Here is a 19,054-nt window from a genome sequence, read left to right as displayed (position 1 = left end):
ACGCAATAGACATACCGACAGCTCGCGAGGCCGACGTACGCCCTCATCTTCTTGGCAACGGTTCCAGCCCCGGAAGCCCATGGCGATCGTTATCATCACAGCACCTTCGAATTCAATAGTCCATCACCACATGATTTGACTCCATAAGCTCTCGATAACTATCATTGCTGACGCAACAGCGGCTTAGCGACTTCTGATCAAACCAACAACCAAGATCAAGCCATGCTCTGGCTCGCTAGTATCTCCTCGAATACTTGGGGAGATCCGATGCGGCATCAGCTTGGCGAAACAGCCGGAGCCTCCTAATGAGAGATTCTCACCAAGGTCGAAGTCGACCTCGCCGCTCGGCCGTTGGGACCAGACGCCGCCGTCTGATGCCGGCCAGCTTGGAGCAACTCGAGGACCGGCTGGCCCCCTCCGGCGATCTCGGCTATGCGTTGAGCTTCGGCGGAATCGTCTCCGACCAGGCAAATGAAGTTGCAACCGATAGCGCGGGCAATATTTACGTGGCCGGACAGTTCCAGGGTACACCCGATCTTGACCCGAACCCGGCGACCACGGTCAACCTGACCAGCGCGGGCGGCACTGATGCGTTTCTGGCCAAGTTCAGCCCGTCCGGCTCGCTGCTCTGGGCTCAGCGTATGGGGGGCACCGGCAACGACCGAGGTACCGGCCTGGCGGTGGATGTGGCGGGCGATATCGTCCTCGCCGGTGAGTTCAATGGCACCGCGAACTTTGGCGCCTTGCCCAGCCTCGTCAGCGCCGGCTCGACGGATGCGTTTGTCGCCAAGCTCGACTCGGCCGGCAACTTCCTCTGGGCGAAACGAGTGGGGGGCACCGGCGCGGACTCCGCCCGAGACGTCGCCGTGGACGCGCAGCGCAACGTCCTCGTCGTCGGCGACTTCACCGGGACGGCTGACTTCGATCCTGGCGCCGGCACGGCCAATCGCAGCTCTCAGGGGAGCACTCAGTCCGACGTCTTCGTCCTGAAGCTCGACTCCGCCGGGACCTACACCTGGGCCCAGAGCTTTGGGGCCTCGGGCGTTGCCGACCTGGGTCAAGGGATCGCCGTCGACGGCACCGGGAACGTCTACACCACCGGCATCTACCGAGGCGTCACCAACGACTTCGACCCCGGCGCGGGGACCGTGACGCTCCCCTTCGGCGGGATGTCGGATGTGTTTGCCTCGAAGCTCAGCAGCACCGGTGATCTGGTCTGGGCCAAAGGCTTCGGCGCCAGTCAGAATGAAACGGCCACGGCCATCGCCGTCGACGCCGCGGGCAATGCCTTTCTGACCGGTACGTTCGCCGGAACGGTCGACTTCAACCCCAACCCGGCAGCCACGTTCAACCTGGCGACCGAGGGGGTCGACACCAGCGGCGTTCCGATTCCGGACGTCTTCGTCGTCAAGTTGAACGCCAGTGGCGACCTGGCCTGGGCCGGCCAGATCGGCGGCCAGGCCGGGAACGAAACGGTCGCTGACCTGACCCTGGACATCGCGGGGAACGTCTACCTGACCGGCACCTTCATCGTGTATGCCGACTTCGATCCCGACCCGGCGCAAATCTACACCTTAACCGGCTCGCTCGCCGGCCCTCCCTCCGCCGTGTCGACCGACGCCTATGTCCTCAAGCTGGGCAACGACGGCCACTTTCTCTGGGCAAGCGACACCAGCGGTTTCGGCACCGAACTCCCGCAGGGGATCACCACCGACGCCTTCGGCCACGTCTACGTCGTGGGCGGGTTCATCGGCACCAGTGACTTCGACCCCGACCCGGTCAATACCGCGGAACTCACGAGCACACCGACGGCAGTCGGCGGGAACTCGCTCGACGCCTTCTTGCTCCAGTTCTCCTCCGGGACCGTCATCCGCCGCCCCGCCACCGACGGCTACGCCATCGACGTTGATAACAATGGGACCTTCGAGTCGGTCAACACCGCCGAAAACTTGATCTGGACCCGGGATAATATCTCGCCCAGTTGGCGAGGGTTGCTGGAATATGACCTGACGGGCCTCGACGCGGGACTCAGCGTCCTGTCGGCGACCCTGACGGTGAACATCAGACTCCTCGAGTTCAACAACATTCAGAACGGCGTCGACATTGGCATCTATGGCTATGCCGGCGATGGCACGCTCACGCCCGCGGATGCCACCACGTCGGCCATTCTCCTGGGCCAAGCCTTCGACGTGGACCTCGGAACTCTCACGATCACGCTCGATGCCACCGCCCTGCAGACACTCTTGGCGAGCAGTTCGAAGCCGGGCCTGGTGGTCCGGTTGCTCCGAGGTGACGGAATTGCGCTGGACAGCTCGGAGTGGGGCTTCAATCCCCCGCCGACGCTCGCACTGGAGTTCGGCTCGGCCGCGATCCAGTCGCCGCGGTCGCGCAACGACATCTACTACTTCAACGAAGACGCCACATCGAACGTGCCTCTCTCGGCCGGTGTGCTCGACAACGACGACACCGACCGGGCTCCCCTCACCGCCACCCTCGTGACCGGCCCGCAACGCGGAAACCTGGTCTTCAATTCGAACGGAACGTTCAGCTTCACACCACCCCTAAATTACAATAGCGCCGATGACCCGAACCCCCTCACCACCTTCACCTACCGGGCCAACGACGGGACGGCCGACGGCAATCTGGTCACCGTCTTCTTGCTCGTCAACCCGGTCAATGACGCGCCGGTCGCCGTCGCCGACAGCTATACCACCAACGAAGATGTGCAGATCACGTTCACGGCGCCCAGCGTCCTGACCAACGACACGGACATCGACACCCCGAAGCTCAACCTCACCGCCTCGCTTCTGACGAATCCGTCGCACGGCACGCTGAACCTCTTCGCTGACGGCACGTTCATCTACCGGCCGGCAGCCGACTACCACGGCCCCGACAGCTTCACCTACCGTGCGTATGATGGTCAGGCCTTCAGCGACCCAGTCACCGTCAGCATCACGGTGCGCCCAGTCAACGACGCGCCAGAGTTCATCCTGGTGAACGCCACAGCCACCTCCAGTGAGGACGCCGGCCCCAGCTCCTTCGCCAGCTACATCACCAGCATCCGCCCAGGACCCGTGACGGCCGTCGATGAAACTGGGCAAGTCTTGCACTTCGAGGTGACGGTCACCGCCACCACCGGCGGACTCACCTTCAGCCAGGCGCCCGCGATCGCGCCGGACGGCACACTGACCTTCACCACGGCCGCCAACGCCAACGGCACCGCCACGATCCGAATCGTGCTGGTGGACGATGGAGGCACGGCCAACGGCGGGGTCGACCGGAGTACCGCGCGGACCGGCGCCATCTCGGTCACCGCGGTCGACGATCCGCCGACGGCTGGCAACGACAGCTATAGCATGTCCGAGAACGCCTCGCTGACGGTCACGACCCCGGGCGTCGTGAGCAACGACACGGATTTCGATGGCACCGCCTTGACCGCCCTCCTCGTCACGGCGCCCGCACACGGCAGCCTGGCTCTCTTGAGCAACGGCGGATTCACCTACACGCCCGACCCGCATTTCTCGGGGTTTGATAGTTTCACATACTCGGCCAACGACGGCCTGACATCCAGCAGCCCGGCCACCGTGACGATCGAGGTCGTCACCATTGCCACGATTCTCGATAATGGTTCGGCGGCCTACAGCCAGACCGGGGCCTGGACCCCGCAGGTGACCGGCGGCTTCGGTGGGTCGGTCGCCTATACTGCCGGCAGCGGTAGCACGGCCACGGCCACGGCCACCTGGGAACAAACGGGCCTCGCACCCGGCTCGTACGAAGTGCGGGTGACCTGGCTCGCCGGCACCAACCGCGCCTCCAACGCCCCCTACCGGATCTATGACGGCAACACCCTGATTAAAACCGTCAGGATCGACCAGCGCAACAACCCCGCCGGAGTCGTGTTGGCGAGTGGAGCGGTCTTCCAGAACCTGGGAACCGTCGCCATCAACAACGGCACACTCCGCGTCGAGCTCGGCAATGACGCTGACGGCTTCGTCATCGCCGATGCCGTGCGCCTGGGTGATACCATCCCGTTCACGCCCGTCTTCGTCGACGACGGAAAGCCAGGCTACAACCAGGCAGGCCCCTGGGTGAGCGATTCGAGCGGCTACGGCGGCACGGCCCGCTACGTCGCATCCGGCGACGGATCGGCCATCGCCTCCTGGCAATACACTGGTCTCGTCCCCGGCTCGTCGCACGACGTGCAAGTCACCTGGATCGCTGGCACCAATCGCGCCTCCAACGCCCCCTACCGGATCTATGACGGCAACACCCTGATCAAAACCGTCAGGATCGACCAGCGCAACAACCCCTTCGGGGTCGTGACCGCGGGAGGAGCGGTCTTCCAGAACCTGGGAAGCGTCGCCGTCACCGGCACCACACTCCGCGTCGAGCTCGGCAATGATGCCGACGGCTACGTCATCGCCGATGCGATTCGCCTGAGTGAACCGGCCCCGTTCGCACCCTACTTCGGCGACGACGGACAGTTGGGCTACAACCAGGCAGGTCCCTGGGTGAACTACTCGAACGGGTACGGCGGCACGGGTCGCTACGTCGAGTCCGGCGACGGGTCGGCCATCGCCTCCTGGCAACACACCGGCCTCGTGCCCGGCTCGTACGAGGTGCAGGTGACCTGGATGGCCGGCACCAACCGGGCCACCAACGCCCCCTACCGGATCTATGACGGCAACACCCTGATCAAAACCGTCAGGATCGACCAGCGCAACAATCCCGCCGGAGCCGTGACCGCAGGGGGAGCCGTCTTCCAGACCCTGGGAACCGTCGCCATCACCGGCACCACGCTCCGCGTCGAGCTCGGCAACGACGCTGACGGCTTCGTCATCGCTGATGCCGTGCGCCTGAGTGAGCCCGTTCCATTCGCGCCCGTCTTGAGCGACGACGGACAGTCAGACTACAACCAGGCAGGCCCCTGGGTAAGCTATTCGGGCGGGTACGGCGGCACGGCCCGCTACGTCGCTCCGGGCGGCGGATCGGACACCGCCTCCTGGCAATACACCGGCCTCGTGCCCGGCTCGTACGAAGTGCAGGTGACCTGGATCGCCGGTACCAACCGCGCCTCCAACGCCCCCTACCGGATCTACGACGGCAACACCCTGATCACAACCGTCCGGATCGACCAGCGCAACAACCCCGCCGGAGGCACGACGGAGGGAGGCGTGGTCTTCCAGAGCCTGGGAACCGTCGTCATCACGGGCAATACCCTCCGCGTCGAGCTCGGCAACGACGCTGACGGCTTCGTCATCGCCGACGCCATGCGGATCTCGGCCGTGAGTCCGCTCCGCGCCGAGGGGGGGGCGAATCCGCTGCCTACCGGACCTCAGCTCAAGCTCGACGACCTACCCCAGATCGTCGACGCGGCGCTCGCCCGCTGGCGGGACGCTGGCGCCGATGACGCTCGCATCGAGGCCCTCCGCTCCGTCCCGATCCGAATCGCAGACCTCGCGGGGGATGAACTCGGCTTCGCCGGCGCCGACGGGATCACGATCGACCGGGATGCCGCCGGCTACGGCTGGTTCGTCGACCCGACTCCCGACTCCGACTCCGAGTTCACCACCGGCGTGGCAGGCCCAGCCGCTGCCTTGATCGACCTGCTGAGTGTCCTGGAACATGAGTTCGGCCATCTGCTCGGCTTCGGCCATAGTGACCACGCGGGCCTGGACGACCTGATGGCCGAGGCCCTGCGACCCGGGGTCAGGCGGACGGTTTGACTCTGAGTTAAGTCCAAGGGCCGGATCGCTCCGGGGAGCAATAATGCCCCCCGGACGCCGGCCGCTCCGGTCGGTCATCCCGAGCCGCTGGGAACCGGGACGACCGACGCTCCGAAACGGTTGGAGCTTGTGTCTGGATCGTCGCTCATCTTCGCGGCTTGATCAGGGTTGTTGCTTTACCTTTGCCCGGCTGACTGTAGAAGCCGCCACTTCGCATCCAGATTCCCCCGCCGCCCGGGCCGGGCCACTGGACTGGGCCGGTCGTCGAGAATCCGTCGATCGCGGCGACACGTCCAACCGTGGTATTCGCCTGGTAGTAGCCCTCGACAATCGCCGTGGCCTTGGCGTTGAGTGTCGAAAGAAACCCATCGAGAGTATTGGGCGAGACGATACCAGCCAAGCGGATCGTCGAGGACAGCACCGGGTTCGCGGCGATTTTTGCCTTGGCCCCGCCGTTGGTGATCTGAAGGTTCTGCAAGCTGAGAACGCCGTTGGCACGCATCCGGATGAACTCGCCATCGTCGACGATCTTGTCGGCCGACCAGATGATGTCTGAAAGATTGTAGAGGGCATCGTGAGAGCTCGGTCCGATCGACTCGAAGAATCGCCCGGAGGATTCACTGCGCAAACCTTGAACCGAGAAATAGGCCAGAGTGTGGGCGTTCAGATCCGTGCCGTTCCGGCCTAAGCCGCCGCCGAACAGCGAAAAGTTCGAGGCGTCCACGGTCACTCCACTCGCCCAGAACGAGGACTCGAGGTTGTAGGCGGAGTGAATCAGGTTGTTCGCAAACAAGCCGTCTCCGATGTAAAGCCCCGCCTGATACCACGTGGTTTCGCCCGGCTTCCACGCCCCTTCAATACTGATGTCGCGATAGACCCCCTGATCCACCTGCAACCCTGACTTGGGCTTGCCGATACGAATAGCCGTCACGCAACGCGTATTCTGGATAATGATCTTTTCAAAGACGTTGCGGGTGCTCGAGCGATAGGCCGTTGCGGGATCCCAGTAGTGCAAAATCGCGTCGTCAATCGACTCGTCGCGCCCGTTACCACGTATCAAGAAGTCATTAAACGTACTGTAAGCCACTCCATTCAGGTCGAGGACCGAGGTCATCTTGCCAACCGGGTAGAGCTGGCTCGATCCTCCGTCGCCGTGAAACTTCACGTACTGGGCGGAATAGATTTTTAGCGGCCTGGTGATCTTGTACTTACCCGAAGGGAGATAGATCGGGCCTTTGGCTTCGCGGACTTTCGTCTTCGAATCCGCCGAGCCAAGCGCAGCGTCGATACATGCCTGGATTGCGTCGGTGTCGTCGGCGATGGAGTCGCCCTTGGCTCCGTAGCTTCGAACGTTGAAGGCCGAGGAGCGGGGCGGGGATGCGAACAAGTCAGGTTCTTCACCGACCGCGCGGCTCGATTCCAGCACGACTCCTGTGAAGGCGATCCCGGACGGAACGCCAAGCAGCAATGAGAGTAAGAAAAGGCGATGGCGATTCATGGGATTCCTCGAAAGGTTGGATCACACCCGCGCCGACTGACATCAAATCCCTCAGGATGGTCATTCACAGCTTGAACTGAACGATGCCACTCAAGCTACTATACCGAAATCGTTCGCGGAACGTTGGGTTTCCTTGAGATCGGGCCGGAGACGCGTGCTTTCGCAGAAGTTCCTGGCTTGACCACGCCAAATCAAATACCAATATCCAAATTATTTCAAGCAGTCAATCACCCATGATATCTCTGGGTACGGAAAGGTGTCGCTCGGCTCGCGGCCAGCCGAGCGTACTGAAATCCCGATAAGCATTCGAGCATTTTTTATACAACCGTGTGATTATGGCCCCTCGTCCCCGATTACCAAGCACGCCGTGGAGGATCTGACGGAAGGGCCAGACAAGGAGACACAAAAAAAGCAACGATCCGCCACTGAGCGAGGAATCCCCCTCGTTCCCACGGGCCTCCGTGGGAACGAGTAGCGAGAGGCTTCCAAGCCCTAGATCGGGTCGTTAAAAAAAAAGAGGGGGGCAGGCCGTGCACGACCTACCCCCCTCGATGAATCGATCTTTTCCGTGGAATCGCCAGGCCCCGTGGTCCCGGCGAAGCCCAATCAGCGTTTGCTCCCCACCTTGTCCGTAACGGCGCCGATGGACGCCGCTTACGGCGTGGCAACGGCGTCGGCGAACACCGATTCGATCCTGCGCACACCCTCGAGCACGCTCAGATGCTCTTGGTAGTAGGCCCGGCCATTCGCTCCCAATTGCCGCCGCTCAGCCGGCTCCATGGCAAGCAGTCTGAGAATCGCTTGCTCGAGTGATTGGGAGTCTTCCGGGAGAAAGTCGACTCCCGCCTGCGCTCGACCGACCAGGTCTGCGGCGTCCCCCGGCACACCGCAGAGGATTGGCTTCCCGGCGCAGAGATAGGCCTGAATCTTGGACGGAATGGTGATCGCGAACAGCGGATCGAGTTTCAGATGAACAAGCAAGGCATCAGCCAGAGAATAGATCTCACTCATGGCCGACGGCGGTCGACGCGCCAGGAATTGCACGTTCGAGAGATCACCCGCCAGAGCTTTCAGCCGGTCCACCTCGACGCCGCCGCCGACGAACGTGAAGAAGACGTCCGGCCTACGGTCGCTCAGCCTTCGGGCACACTCGATGACCGGATCGAGGGCCTGCAATAGCCCCATTGTCCCGGCAAATACGATGTTGAAACGTCCATTGAACCCGAGCTCCCGCGCCAGGTTCGGGTCAGGAGGAGGAAGCTCCGCCTCCGACTGATCGTACCAATTGTAGATCACTTCAATCTTATCCTCGTCCACCCCTCGAGCGACGAGGTTCCGCTTGAAACCAGGTGAGTTGACCATCAGTCGATCGGAGCGGCGATACACCGCACAACACCATCGATTGAGGAGGCCGAGGATCGTGCGATTCCGCACCATGCCGGAGCCGGCCACCGATTCCGGCCACAAGTCCTGCACGTCGAGAACGGTCTTGCTCCCCCTGAACCAGCGGAGCAGCCGGGCGGCGAAGCCGAGCGTGATCAGGTTGTAGACATAGACGACATCCGGCTTCCGGACAAGCCAGGGACCGATCAAGCCCGCGCTGGCGCCAAAACTCAGATAATTGAGGAGGCGGCCAAGTCCGCTGGTGCCGTGGCTCGGGTAAAGAGCGACCCGGTTCACGCGGATCCCGTCCATCATTTCTCGGCGCATCGGGCGAACCCGATAACCCGGATAGAGCTTGCCACCGGGGTAATTCGGAAACCCTGTAAGGACTTCGACCTCGTGCCCACGATCGCGAAGGGCCTTCGCCAACGGCAGCCCTTTCAACATCGGCTCGGGCTGAAACCATTGGCTTAAAATCAAGATTCGCATGAAATCAATTCTCGTACCAGACGATGCGCCTCACGTCCTTGCAATTCAGAGACTGATCGCTTCGAAACGGACCGAGTCAATGCCGATCGACCGTCTCCAGGATCGTGTCATGCTTGCCCGGCTTAAGACAGAGGACGTTCAAGTTCAGTTGCTCGGGATCGGTCAAACGGGCGAGAGTATCGACACAATGAATCTGATACCCAGCCTCCTGCAAAAATTCAAAGATCTTCACTTGATTCTTTTTTTGGTTATGAACCTCAATAAGGAGAATGGGACTGTGCTCCCGCAGAAGGTTGACCGCCCCGAGGAGCACCTCGAACTCGAAGCCCTCGACATCAATCTTGATGCAACGCGGGATGGCTTGCGTCTCACTCAAGACCCCATCCAGGGTGATCACATCGACGGCGATCGCACTGATTTTCGGTTGCATGCGCGCCGCGGCCGCGTTGTCCTTGAGCATTTCGAAATCTTTGATGAAACTGCTGTTCTGGCCGGTCAAATCCTCAGCATACAATTCCAAGCTCCCCGGCTCGGCCGCCACGCCGGCTTCGACGATAAACGCCTGGGCCTTCTTCCCGAGGTTTTCCCGCAGATAGATCAAATTGCTCGGGTCGGGTTCGAACGCGTAGAGCCGCCCCTGCTCTCCCACCAGGCTCATCATGTAAAGGCTGATGTAACCGATGTTGGCTCCCACATCATAACCAACGTCGCCTGGGCGGAGGATCCGCCGAAACAGTTCCATCGTCGTGCGTTCGCGGTCCTTTCCAGAGCACCAGTAGTTCCGATGCTTGAACCGATCGAGCCGGACGGGATCACCAGTGTAGTGGTGCTTGATCGTGATGTCGCCACGTCCCACCTTGGAAAGAATGGGAAGGACGATGCGACGGACGAGCAAAGAGCTTCGGAGCGACTGGACGATTGCCTTGAGCATGTCGGGGCCTCGGAGTTCGACCACGCGTCGACGATGGTCGGAGAACTGGTGCTCATTCCCGTCGAGTTGAATACCCCACCAGTGAGAGACGGACCGGCGGAATCGCCGGTCAGGCGCAAAACACGGGGCAGACCGCCAAACGGCCTGCCCCCTCTCACTGTAAGCCGACAATAACCTCGAGGACGCCAGGTCCACGACAGCAGCGAAACCCGATCGCCCGTCGTTCCCAGCCTGTCGCTCGGTGCAGAGGAGAGCCACTCGCGATGAGCCAGGTGCAACGGCAAAGACCGATACAATCCGCCACGCCCCCCCTCGAGCATGCTCCCAAACTCTTGAATCGAAGGTCCGACCATGCTCAGCCAGTGGCCCCTGATCGGCCGGTGACCTGAGAAGCTCAAGCTCGTGTCTCCGGTCCCGAGCGGCCTTCGCGCCAACGATCCCCCTTTCCGCGTCGGCTCTGGCGTAAAGTCGACAACGTCCCGAGACTGACCAACAACTCAGCGCGATCACAGGGCGGCATCGTGCCCTTGTTCTCAGACCCTTTTTTTCAACGATCTGCGACAGAGCCAAAGAAACGAGGATTCTTGCGGTTTCCGCAACGGGTTAGTTTGCAGTCGCACGGCCGGCCCGGAAATCCAGCGCGATTTTCGCCCAGTCGCGGATCGTTGATTTATTTCGGAAACTGGCCGTCGCATCAACGCCTGCATGCACGGCCCTGGCGCAATGTCGAGAGGCATCGGCTTTTCAGCCCTGCGCAGGAGCATTGAGCATGCAATCAAATCTCGTGCCAGACGGTGCGTTTGACGTAGTTCGTGTAGCTCATGATGATCCGGACGACCTTTTCGGAAACGTTCGGCACGTCGTAGTCTCGCACGATTCGCAGAGCACGGGTCTCGCCTCGCGGTTGGTGCTCGAGAATTTTGAGCGCCTCGCGGATCAGGTCCCATTCCAGGCCCGTCATCATGACGGCGGCCTCTTCCATTCCTTCGGGACGCTCGTGGGCATTGCGAATATTGAGCGCCGGGAAGTTGAGGATCGAGGATTCCTCGCTGATCGTCCCGCTGTCGCTGAGCGTCGCCTTGGCGTGCTTCTGCAAGTGGACGTAGTCGCAGAGGCCGAGCGGCTTGAGGAGCTGGACCGAGGCGTGAACTTGCACGTCTTCGGCCTCCATCCGTTTCCGGGTCCGGGGGTGGGTCGAGACGATCACAGGTTGCCCATACGTCTCGGCGAGCCCGTTGAGGACGCGAATGAACTTGGCGAACTGGTCGGGAAAGTCGATATTTTCCTCGCGGTGGCAGCTCACCACGAAGTACTTGCCCTCGTCCAGCCGGAGCCGGGTCAACACATCACTTCGTTCGATCTTCGGCAGGTAGTGATGTAGGACCTCGTACATCGGACTCCCCGTCTTGATCGTCCGATCGGGGGGCAACCCTTCGCGGATCAGGTAATCGCGGGAGATCTCGCTGTAGGGGAGGTTGATATCGGCGATGTGGTCCACGATCTTCCGGTTGATCTCCTCGGGCACCCGCTGGTCGAAGCAGCGGTTCCCCGCCTCCATGTGGAAGACCGGGATCTTCTGTCGCTTCGCCGAGATGGCGCCCAGGCAGGAGTTGGTATCGCCGAGGATCAGGATCGCATCGGGCCGGATCTCGCGGAGCACCGCATCAACCTTGGCGATCACCAGGCCGATCGTCTCGGCCGGAGTCGCGCCGGCCGCGTTGAGATAGTGATCCGGATTGCGGATCTCCAGCTCATCGAAAAAGATTTGATTCAGTTCGTGGTCATAATTCTGCCCCGTATGAATGATGACATGCTCGACATAACGGTCGAGCGCGGCCATCACGCGGGACAGTCGGATGATCTCGGGGCGGGTCCCGACGATGGTAGCGACCTTCACGATGCGCCTCGCTGATCGACGGAAACAAAGTACGTGTCCGGCCGCTCCGGATCGAAAATCTCGCTAGCCCAGAACAAAGTGATCATCTCGGTCGCGCCGACGTTCGTGATCGAGTGCGTGTAACCAGGGGGGATCTCGACGACCCGGTAATCCTCGCCCCGTACCCGGTGCTCGATGACCTCATCGCGTTCAACGTGACGGAACTTGATGAGCCCTTCGCCCGCGATCACAAGGAACTTCTCGGTCTTCGTGTGATGAAAGTGGTTCCCCCGGGTGATCCCCGGATGCGTCCGCGAGATGAAGATCTGGCCGAACCAGGGGGACTTGATGAACTCCGCCAGGTTCCCTCGGTTGTCGCTCTTGATCTCGAGCCCGTACTCCCAGCGCCTCGGATCGACGTAAGAAAGATAGGTCGCGTAGAGCTGCTGATTGAATCGGAGCGAGAAGTCGGGGACACGGAGCGTCGGCTGCATCGCGTGAAACGAGCGAATCCGGTCGGCGAGGTCGCCGAGGGAAATGGTGTGAGACGGGATCGGGTCGGGCGTCACGATGACACCGGCTCGTGGTCCCGGCTGGTCCATCTCGTTCAGGATCGCGGCCACCACGTCGTCGACAAAGACGAGCTCGACTGCCCGGTCCGGGTCGTTGACCTGGATCGGCAGGTCGTGGGCGATATTGTGGCAGAACGTGGCGACCACGGAATTGTAGTTCGGCCGACACCATTTACCGAAAACGTTCTTGAGACGGAAGACGGCAACCTCGGCCCCGGTCTCGCGGGCGAATTGCGCAACGATTTCCTCGGAGCGCCGCTTGCTGAGACCGTACGGATTGTCGAACTCGGCCTGAATCGAGGAGCTGACGATCAGCCTGGGACGACGGCCCAGCTCGCGGAGGAGCCGACAGAGCGTCTCGGTGTACCCTGCATTGCCCGTCTCAAACTCGTCCGGCGTCTCCGGCCGGTTCACGCCGGCCAGGTGAACGATGACGTCGGCGCGAGCCAAGCCGTCGCGAAGCTCGGCCTCGGCGGTCTCACGATGAACCGCGATCAGGGTGACGTCTTCGCGGTGCTTCAATCGCGCCACGAGGTTGCGACCGACGAACCCGCCGGCGCCGGTGATGAGAACGGTCTTCACGGTCGGACTTCTCCCGCCTTTTGAGCGATCCCTAGTTCCACAACCCGCGTGAGTGCCGCGCCTCTGCCTCAGCCTGACCGGCCGGGCGCATGGATCGGCCGGGCCAGTTCCTGCTGGATGTAGGGCAGCTTCAAGAGCAACGCGATCATGCCCTCGACGTCGAGCAGGCCGGCGTTGTGTGAATGATAGTCCTCGATCGCGGACACGCGGCTCTCCCCTTCGGAGAAGTACTGGGCGTAGTTGAGGTCGCGGACATCGGCGGGAACCCGGAAGTAGTCGCCCAGGTCGACCGCACGGACGAGCTCCTCGCGTGTCATCAAGGTCTCGTACTGCTTCTCGCCGTGGCGGGTGCCGATCACCTGGATCGGGTTGTCGGCCTTGAAGATCCGCTTCACGGCCTCGGCCAGCGTACTGATGGTGGCCGAGGCCGCCTTCTGCACGAAGAGGTCACCCGGCCCGGCATTCTGAAACGCATAGAGCACCAGGTCGACGGCGTCATCCAGCGACATCATGAACCGGGTCATCTTCGGGTCGGTCAACGTCAATGGCAGGCCCTGGCGAAGCTGATCCACAAACAAGGGGATCACTGATCCCCGCGAGGCCATCACATTGCCGTAACGGGTCACGCAGAGCGTGCAACCCTTTTCGGCACCGACCCGTGCGCGGGAGATGGCCACCTTCTCCATCAGGCCCTTCGACATCCCCATCGCGTTGATCGGATAGGCCGCCTTATCGGTACTGAGCACGATCACGTTCTTGACGCCGGACTGGATGGCAGCCGTGATCACATGATCGGCACCAATCACGTTCGTCCGCACCGCCTCCATGGGATAGAACTCGCAGGAAGGGACCTGCTTGAGCGCAGCGGCGTGGAAGACGTAATCGACCCCCTCCATCGCGTCGCGGATGCTGCTCGGATCGCGGACGTCGCCGATGTAGAACTTCAGCTTCTCGTCGCGGTACTGGTGCCGCATCTCATCCTGCTTCTTCTCGTCACGGCTGAAGACGCGGATCTGGGCGATGTCGGTCTTGAGGAACCGTTGGAGCACGGCGTTCCCGAAGGAGCCCGTTCCCCCGGTGATCAGAAGCACTTTGTCCGAGAACACGAATCTCCTCCATTCAGGGCCGACTTCAACACAAATGGGATGCCAGCACCGCTCTTGAAACCATCCCCGCTCAAGCGAGAGATCACACGCAGATGAGCTGCTCGAGCCGATAGAGATCGGTCACACGATGTTGCGCCTGGTGGCCTTCGCTCGCGACCACGTTCGCGTACTCGCCCCCGTCCCTGAGCACCTGCACGGTCATCCAGCCAAGCGCGTTGGGGGCCACGAAATCCTTGAGCGGATTGTCGGCCACATAGATGCATTCGACCCCCGAACGCCCGGTCGCCTCCATGATTTTGAGGTAGGGCGCCGGACTCGGCTTCCAGCGTTCCCGACCCAGATCGTCCGTATAGACGATCGTCTGGAACCGGCCGGCGATGTCCAGGGCCGCCACCTTGTTCCGCTGGGTCGCCGCATACCCGTCGGTCAACAGACCCAGCGCCAACTTGGCACCGAAGTGGTCAAGTGCCCAGACAGCATCCTCGTGCAGGGCGATCCGCGGAGCGTGGCCGCGATAGACCTCGATCAGCGACTTGACCATCGCGTCCTCGGCGGCGAGCCCGACACGGGCCAGGGCCTCGTTGAAGATCGTCCCTCGGAGCCCCTCCTCAAACAAACCGGCCGCCTGATCGTAGAAGCCAGAGACCGAGTGCCGGGCCTCCAGCCAGTCGCTCGACGCACGGAACCCGCTCAGGACGAACGATCGCTCGGGGTAGAGGGTGTCGTCGAGGTCGAAGACCAAAAGTCGTCGCATAAACATTCCGGGTTAGTATAGATTGCATCATCATACCGAAGCATAACGACTCCATCCCGCCAGGCATCGAGCGCGATTGCGGGATCCCGGCCCAGTTCCATCTCGATGATCCAGCGCGGGAAGTCGGCCCCCGCCTCGGCGGAGAGCGGGAAGCCTCCTCCGAAGCGTGGATTGATCTCGATGAATTTGATCTCCCCGCTGGGAGTGAGAAAGCCTTGCACGGTGATACAACCGACGGCACCCGGAAGCGCCTCGACGACCCGCCGCCCCGCGTCGATCAGCGTCTCATTCTTGACCGTCAAACCCTTGCTGATCTCGCCGGCGCGGGTCTCGATCCGGAGCCGAGGGACGACGCAACGGACCTTGCCCTGGGCATCGGCGAGAATGTCGAGCGTGTACTCCTGACCGGTGATCAACTCCTGAACGATCGGATTCTTGATGTAGTCCAGGAAGAACTCCAGTTGCCGGGCGTTCTCGATCCGCGTGACACCCTGGCTCGAACTCCCCGTGGCCGGCTTCAGGAGAAACGGATAGTCGGCCCTGGGATCGGCGAGGATCGCCTGGGGATCGAGGATCGCGGGCGTCGGGATTCCCTTGCGCCGAAAGAACTCGTAAGTCACCCGCTTATCCAGGCAGAGGCCGGCCACTTCGGGCGAGGAGACGAGCAAGGTCGTACCGAAGGCTTGGAACTCATCCCGGTGGTCGGCCAGCGTGCCAAGCACGGTGTCGATCAAGGGGACGACCAGGCGGACCTGCCGGCGTCGGCAAATCTCCTTCAGCCGATCGATGAAGTGGGGGTCGGAGATGCGGGGGATATACTCGGGTCCATCGCCGGCGAAGTGGGCCGAGGCCGCTCCCTGGAGGTCGGCCGTGAGGAGCTTGCCTCGCAGGCCAAGAGTCTCGAGGGCGCGGCGGAAGAGGCGGATCAAAGCGACCCGGCGTCCGGCACAAACGAACAGGATATTGAAGTCATCGGTCATCGCGGGCGCTCGCTCCTCACGGATTCAAGGGGCCTGGCCTTCGGGTCGCCCGTCCTCGCCAACTCAGGTCCGTCACGTCGGGCTCGCCTCAACTGACCGCCCGGATCAGAACGAACGCCTCGGCCGCGTGGGCTCCGACGGTACTGCCTCGGAGCATGGCCAGGGCCCTGAGGGTCTCCAGCGATCGTTCGTTAGGGAACGGCTTGACCTGCGAGGAGAAGGCCTTCATGGCCGCCATCTTGAGATCCAGATACTCCGTGATGTCAAAGAAAGTGTTCGGCACGAAGCTCGGAGTGATGTAGGGGGCGTTCCAGTTGGTCTCGGAGAGTGTCTCATACGCGTAGATCCCGATCTTCCGGAGTGTACTGCCGGGCCGCACCGCCACCAGGGATGAAAGAAAGATCAGTTGATGATCAAGGTGGATGTCGCCGTTGAACGGAATGAAGAGCAGGTCGGGCTCGAACTCTTTCACCACGTCGACCAGGGCAGCGTTGACCGTGCGGTGGGGGATGCTATCCAGGCCCGCGGCGGGGAGGTCGAGGAATCGCGTTTCCTTGACTCCGAGGATCTGGTGCGCCTCCTTCGCCTCGCGCCGGGCTTGTTCGACGAAATCTTCGGTGAACAGGGGCGGCCCCCCCTTGGTGACGACCGCGACAAAGACGTCCGCGCCTTCGGCGGCAAACCGCGCCATCACGCCGCCGGCCCCCAACACCTCGTCGTCGGGATGAGGGGCAATCACCAGCACACGTTTCTTCATTCCGACAGCCTCCGCGCAATCGTGACGGCCCACTTGGCCCAATCCAGGCCGAGCTTCTCGTGATTCTTCAGCAGTTCGTTCGCCGCCACGTCATTTCCTTCGTAGGCGACCTGCACCAGGCGGACATGGTTCCGGTCGCCGCACTGGACCAAGACCCCCGAAGCGTCGATCGCCTGGACCTGGCCCGGAAGTCCCACATAGGGCGCCTGGCCGACGTAATCGGCCTCCCAGACGGTCAGTCGCTGCTCCTTCCGGAGCGTGAAGGCGCCCGGATACGGCTTGCCCACCGCGCGGATGAGTCGCCAGACGTCGGTCGCGGGCTGGGTCCAGTCGATCCAACCATCATCCGCCGTTCGCTTGGCACAATAATTGGCGAGGTGATGATCCTGGACGACGCGCGGGGCTTTCCCTGCCCGGAGCTGCGTCATCATCCCTTCCATGAGACGTTCAAGGGCATCGAGATGCGTCTGATAGAGCGTGGCCGCCGTCTCGGTCGGGCTGACGGGATAGCGCTCTTGAATCAGGATGTCTCCCGAGTCGACCCCCTCGTCGAGCCAGAACAAGGTCGATCCTGTCTCGGCCCGGTTCTGGAGGATGGTCCAGGGAATGACCGCACGCCCCCTGTCCTGCGGCAAAGGGGCGGGGTGGTATCCCACGCAGCCGAGTCGCGGCAGCCCGCGAAATTCCTCCCCGCAGATCTGGGACCAGCCGATCACCATGCAATAGTCCGGCTCCAGCGCACGCATCTTGGCGATCGCCGAAGCGTCATTCACGTTCCGGACCTCCACCAGCGGAACGCCTAGCGCCGCCGTGATCGGATGGAAGTCGACGAAGTCGGAATGACGCCCGCTGAGGGACCGGGGCAGTGTGACCAGGGCCACCGGCGGCGTCCCTCCCCGGACCAACGTTTCGAGGGCGATCCGCGTGCTATCAACCGCTCCGACGAGAATGATTCGCATAGGCGTTGGCTCGCTCCAGAGCATCACGGTTGGAATGTTCGCCACGAACGATGACGCCGAGCGTCTTCACCAGGATCTTCAGGTCGAAACCAGGGCTCCAGTGGTCGACGTACCAGACGTCCAGGGCGATCCGCTCGGGCCAGGTTAGCTCGGTGTTGCCATTGACCTGGGCCCAGCCCGTCATCCCCGGTCGGACCGCGAGCCGCCGCCGTTCGAATGCGTCGTAGCGTTCCACCGGGCCAGGGATCATCGGCCGAGGGCCGACAAGGCTCATGTCGCCCCGAAGCACGTTCCAGATCTGCGGCAACTCGTCGATCTTGAGCCGGCGGATGATCCGACCGATCGGTGTGACCAGGGCGTGATCCCCACGGACCGTCCCCACCGATTCGGCCGGTACGTCGTTGAGCCACATGCTCCTGAGCTTCAACAGATCGAATTCCACGAACCCCATGCCGACCCGCCGCTGCCTGAAAAAGATCGGCCCTCGATCCTGGGCGTAGATCGCCAGGGCCACGACGATCAGCAACGGCGCAACGACCAGGCCGAGTGCGGCAGCGACCACGAGGTCAAAGCATCGCTTTACGAATAATAAGCCATTCACGGTTGATAACATCAAGAAAGAAAAAAAAGAAAGACCGGGAAACCGGTCGGTGGATGCCTTGTTCTCACTTGCTCCCCGGAGCAACCGCGGGCCGGTGGTTCTCCGCCGCAAGACCAGCAGGACCTCGCCTCATTCGGGCGACGGGAGCTTCCTCGCGATGGCATAGTATCCGCCCGCGATCCGATCCACCTGCTTGCCGTTATAGAGGACACCATCGAGCCACTTGACCGGGTAGAAGAACAAGGCGAGCGCCCCCTTCACGTAGAGATAGACGCGGGGAAACGGACGAGAGAGGACCGTCGCGAAGAATTCGACCAGGATCCGATAGAAGCCCGTGCCGGGTCCGACCGTGACCGCCACACTCTCGCACAATAACCCGCCCTGCTCGACAAGCCTCTGGATCCCTTCCTTGGTGAACCGCCAGTAGTCGGTCGGTCCCGGGTGGTAGCCGATCACGAACGGAACCTGACAGTAGAAGACACCGCCCGGCCGCATGGTCCGGCAGATCTCGCGCACCGCCTCAAAGGGGTCCGCGACGTGCTCCAGCGTTTCTTGCGAGATCACGACCGAGAAGCTGTTGTCGGCGAACGGCAGCCGCTCGGCACGTCCCGTGCAGTCAATCGCAGGACCCGGCAGCAGGTCGTAGTTGATGATCGCCTGGTGGAGTCGGGTCGTGCCGGCCCCCACGTTCAACCCGATATCCCCATCCTGCAACTCACCGAGACAACGCCGGATTGCGTCCTGAACCGGCGCCGAGTCGTTGTGCGACGCGTAGATGGTTCGGACGAACTTCCATCTCAAGCTCTGGAGCAGGTTGGCCATCGTTCCCCCGTTGGCTAC

General features: G+C 62.3%; 13 protein-coding genes. 1 reads left to right on the top strand and 12 read right to left on the bottom strand.

The genetic code is table 11. The features are described from left to right. The first annotated feature begins 305 nt into the window (after positions 1-305). On the top strand, positions 306-5,726 hold the full coding sequence (locus V5E97_RS09215; protein ID WP_406699029.1) for a golvesin C-terminal-like domain-containing protein: 5,421 nt from the start codon (positions 306-308) through the stop codon (positions 5,724-5,726). A gap of 145 nt (positions 5,727-5,871) precedes the next feature. On the opposite strand, the gene V5E97_RS09210 is transcribed toward V5E97_RS09215, so the two are convergent. The 12 genes from V5E97_RS09210 to V5E97_RS09155 form a co-directional block, all read right to left on the bottom strand. Further along, a complete protein-coding gene (locus tag V5E97_RS09210) occupies positions 5,872-7,224 on the bottom strand; it encodes a glycosyl hydrolase family 28-related protein (protein ID WP_406699028.1) in 1,353 nt (450 codons plus the stop codon). A 654-nt stretch (positions 7,225-7,878) separates the two neighbouring features. Continuing rightward, a complete protein-coding gene (locus V5E97_RS09205) occupies positions 7,879-9,096 on the bottom strand; it encodes a glycosyltransferase family 4 protein (protein WP_406699027.1) in 1,218 nt (405 codons plus the stop codon). A gap of 76 nt (positions 9,097-9,172) precedes the next feature. Next, the gene (locus tag V5E97_RS09200) at positions 9,173-10,027 is read right to left on the bottom strand and encodes an FkbM family methyltransferase (RefSeq protein WP_406699026.1); all 855 of its coding nucleotides are present in this window, start codon (positions 10,025-10,027) and stop codon (positions 9,173-9,175) included. A gap of 775 nt (positions 10,028-10,802) precedes the next feature. Continuing rightward, positions 10,803-11,867 carry a UDP-N-acetyl glucosamine 2-epimerase gene (locus V5E97_RS09195; RefSeq protein ID WP_406701142.1) on the bottom strand — a complete coding sequence of 355 codons (1,065 nt, stop codon included), beginning with the start codon at positions 11,865-11,867 and terminating at the stop codon, positions 10,803-10,805. Between the two features lie 53 nt (positions 11,868-11,920). Beyond that, a complete protein-coding gene (locus V5E97_RS09190; RefSeq protein WP_406699025.1) occupies positions 11,921-13,057 on the bottom strand; it encodes a polysaccharide biosynthesis C-terminal domain-containing protein in 1,137 nt (378 codons plus the stop codon). A gap of 68 nt (positions 13,058-13,125) precedes the next feature. Further along, positions 13,126-14,163 (bottom strand): polysaccharide biosynthesis protein, encoded by a 1,038-nt coding sequence (locus V5E97_RS09185; RefSeq protein ID WP_406699024.1) that lies wholly within the window; start codon positions 14,161-14,163, stop codon positions 13,126-13,128. An 82-nt stretch (positions 14,164-14,245) separates the two neighbouring features. After that, positions 14,246-14,917 (bottom strand): HAD family hydrolase, encoded by a 672-nt coding sequence (locus V5E97_RS09180; RefSeq protein WP_406699023.1) that lies wholly within the window; start codon positions 14,915-14,917, stop codon positions 14,246-14,248. Continuing rightward, positions 14,854-15,897, bottom strand: coding sequence for an ATP-grasp domain-containing protein (locus tag V5E97_RS09175; RefSeq protein ID WP_406699022.1), 1,044 nt, complete (start codon positions 15,895-15,897; stop codon positions 14,854-14,856). Before V5E97_RS09175 ends, V5E97_RS09180 begins: the two co-directional genes overlap by 64 nt. An 88-nt stretch (positions 15,898-15,985) precedes the next feature. Beyond that, positions 15,986-16,654 carry a PIG-L deacetylase family protein gene (locus tag V5E97_RS09170; protein WP_406699021.1) on the bottom strand — a complete coding sequence of 223 codons (669 nt, stop codon included), beginning with the start codon at positions 16,652-16,654 and terminating at the stop codon, positions 15,986-15,988. Further along, positions 16,651-17,613 (bottom strand): methionyl-tRNA formyltransferase, encoded by a 963-nt coding sequence (locus V5E97_RS09165; RefSeq protein WP_406699020.1) that lies wholly within the window; start codon positions 17,611-17,613, stop codon positions 16,651-16,653. The genes V5E97_RS09170 and V5E97_RS09165 overlap by 4 nt, the downstream gene beginning before the upstream one ends. Continuing rightward, positions 17,585-18,175: a sugar transferase gene (locus tag V5E97_RS09160; protein ID WP_406699019.1), complete on the bottom strand. Its 591-nt coding sequence runs from the start codon at positions 18,173-18,175 to the stop codon at positions 17,585-17,587. The genes V5E97_RS09165 and V5E97_RS09160 overlap by 29 nt, the downstream gene beginning before the upstream one ends. Positions 18,176-18,343: 168 nt before the next feature. After that, complete coding sequence (locus V5E97_RS09155; protein WP_406699018.1) at positions 18,344-19,036, bottom strand: class I SAM-dependent methyltransferase; 693 nt, start codon at positions 19,034-19,036, stop codon at positions 18,344-18,346. Positions 19,037-19,054: the final 18 nt, after the last annotated feature.

The sequence above is a fragment of the Singulisphaera photorubra genome (genome assembly GCF_045290345.1).
In the GTDB taxonomy this organism is placed as follows: Bacteria; Planctomycetota; Planctomycetia; order Isosphaerales; family Isosphaeraceae; genus Singulisphaera.
The sequence above is the reverse complement of the archived record's forward strand: the minus strand, read 5'-3'. Positions and strand labels throughout refer to the sequence as shown.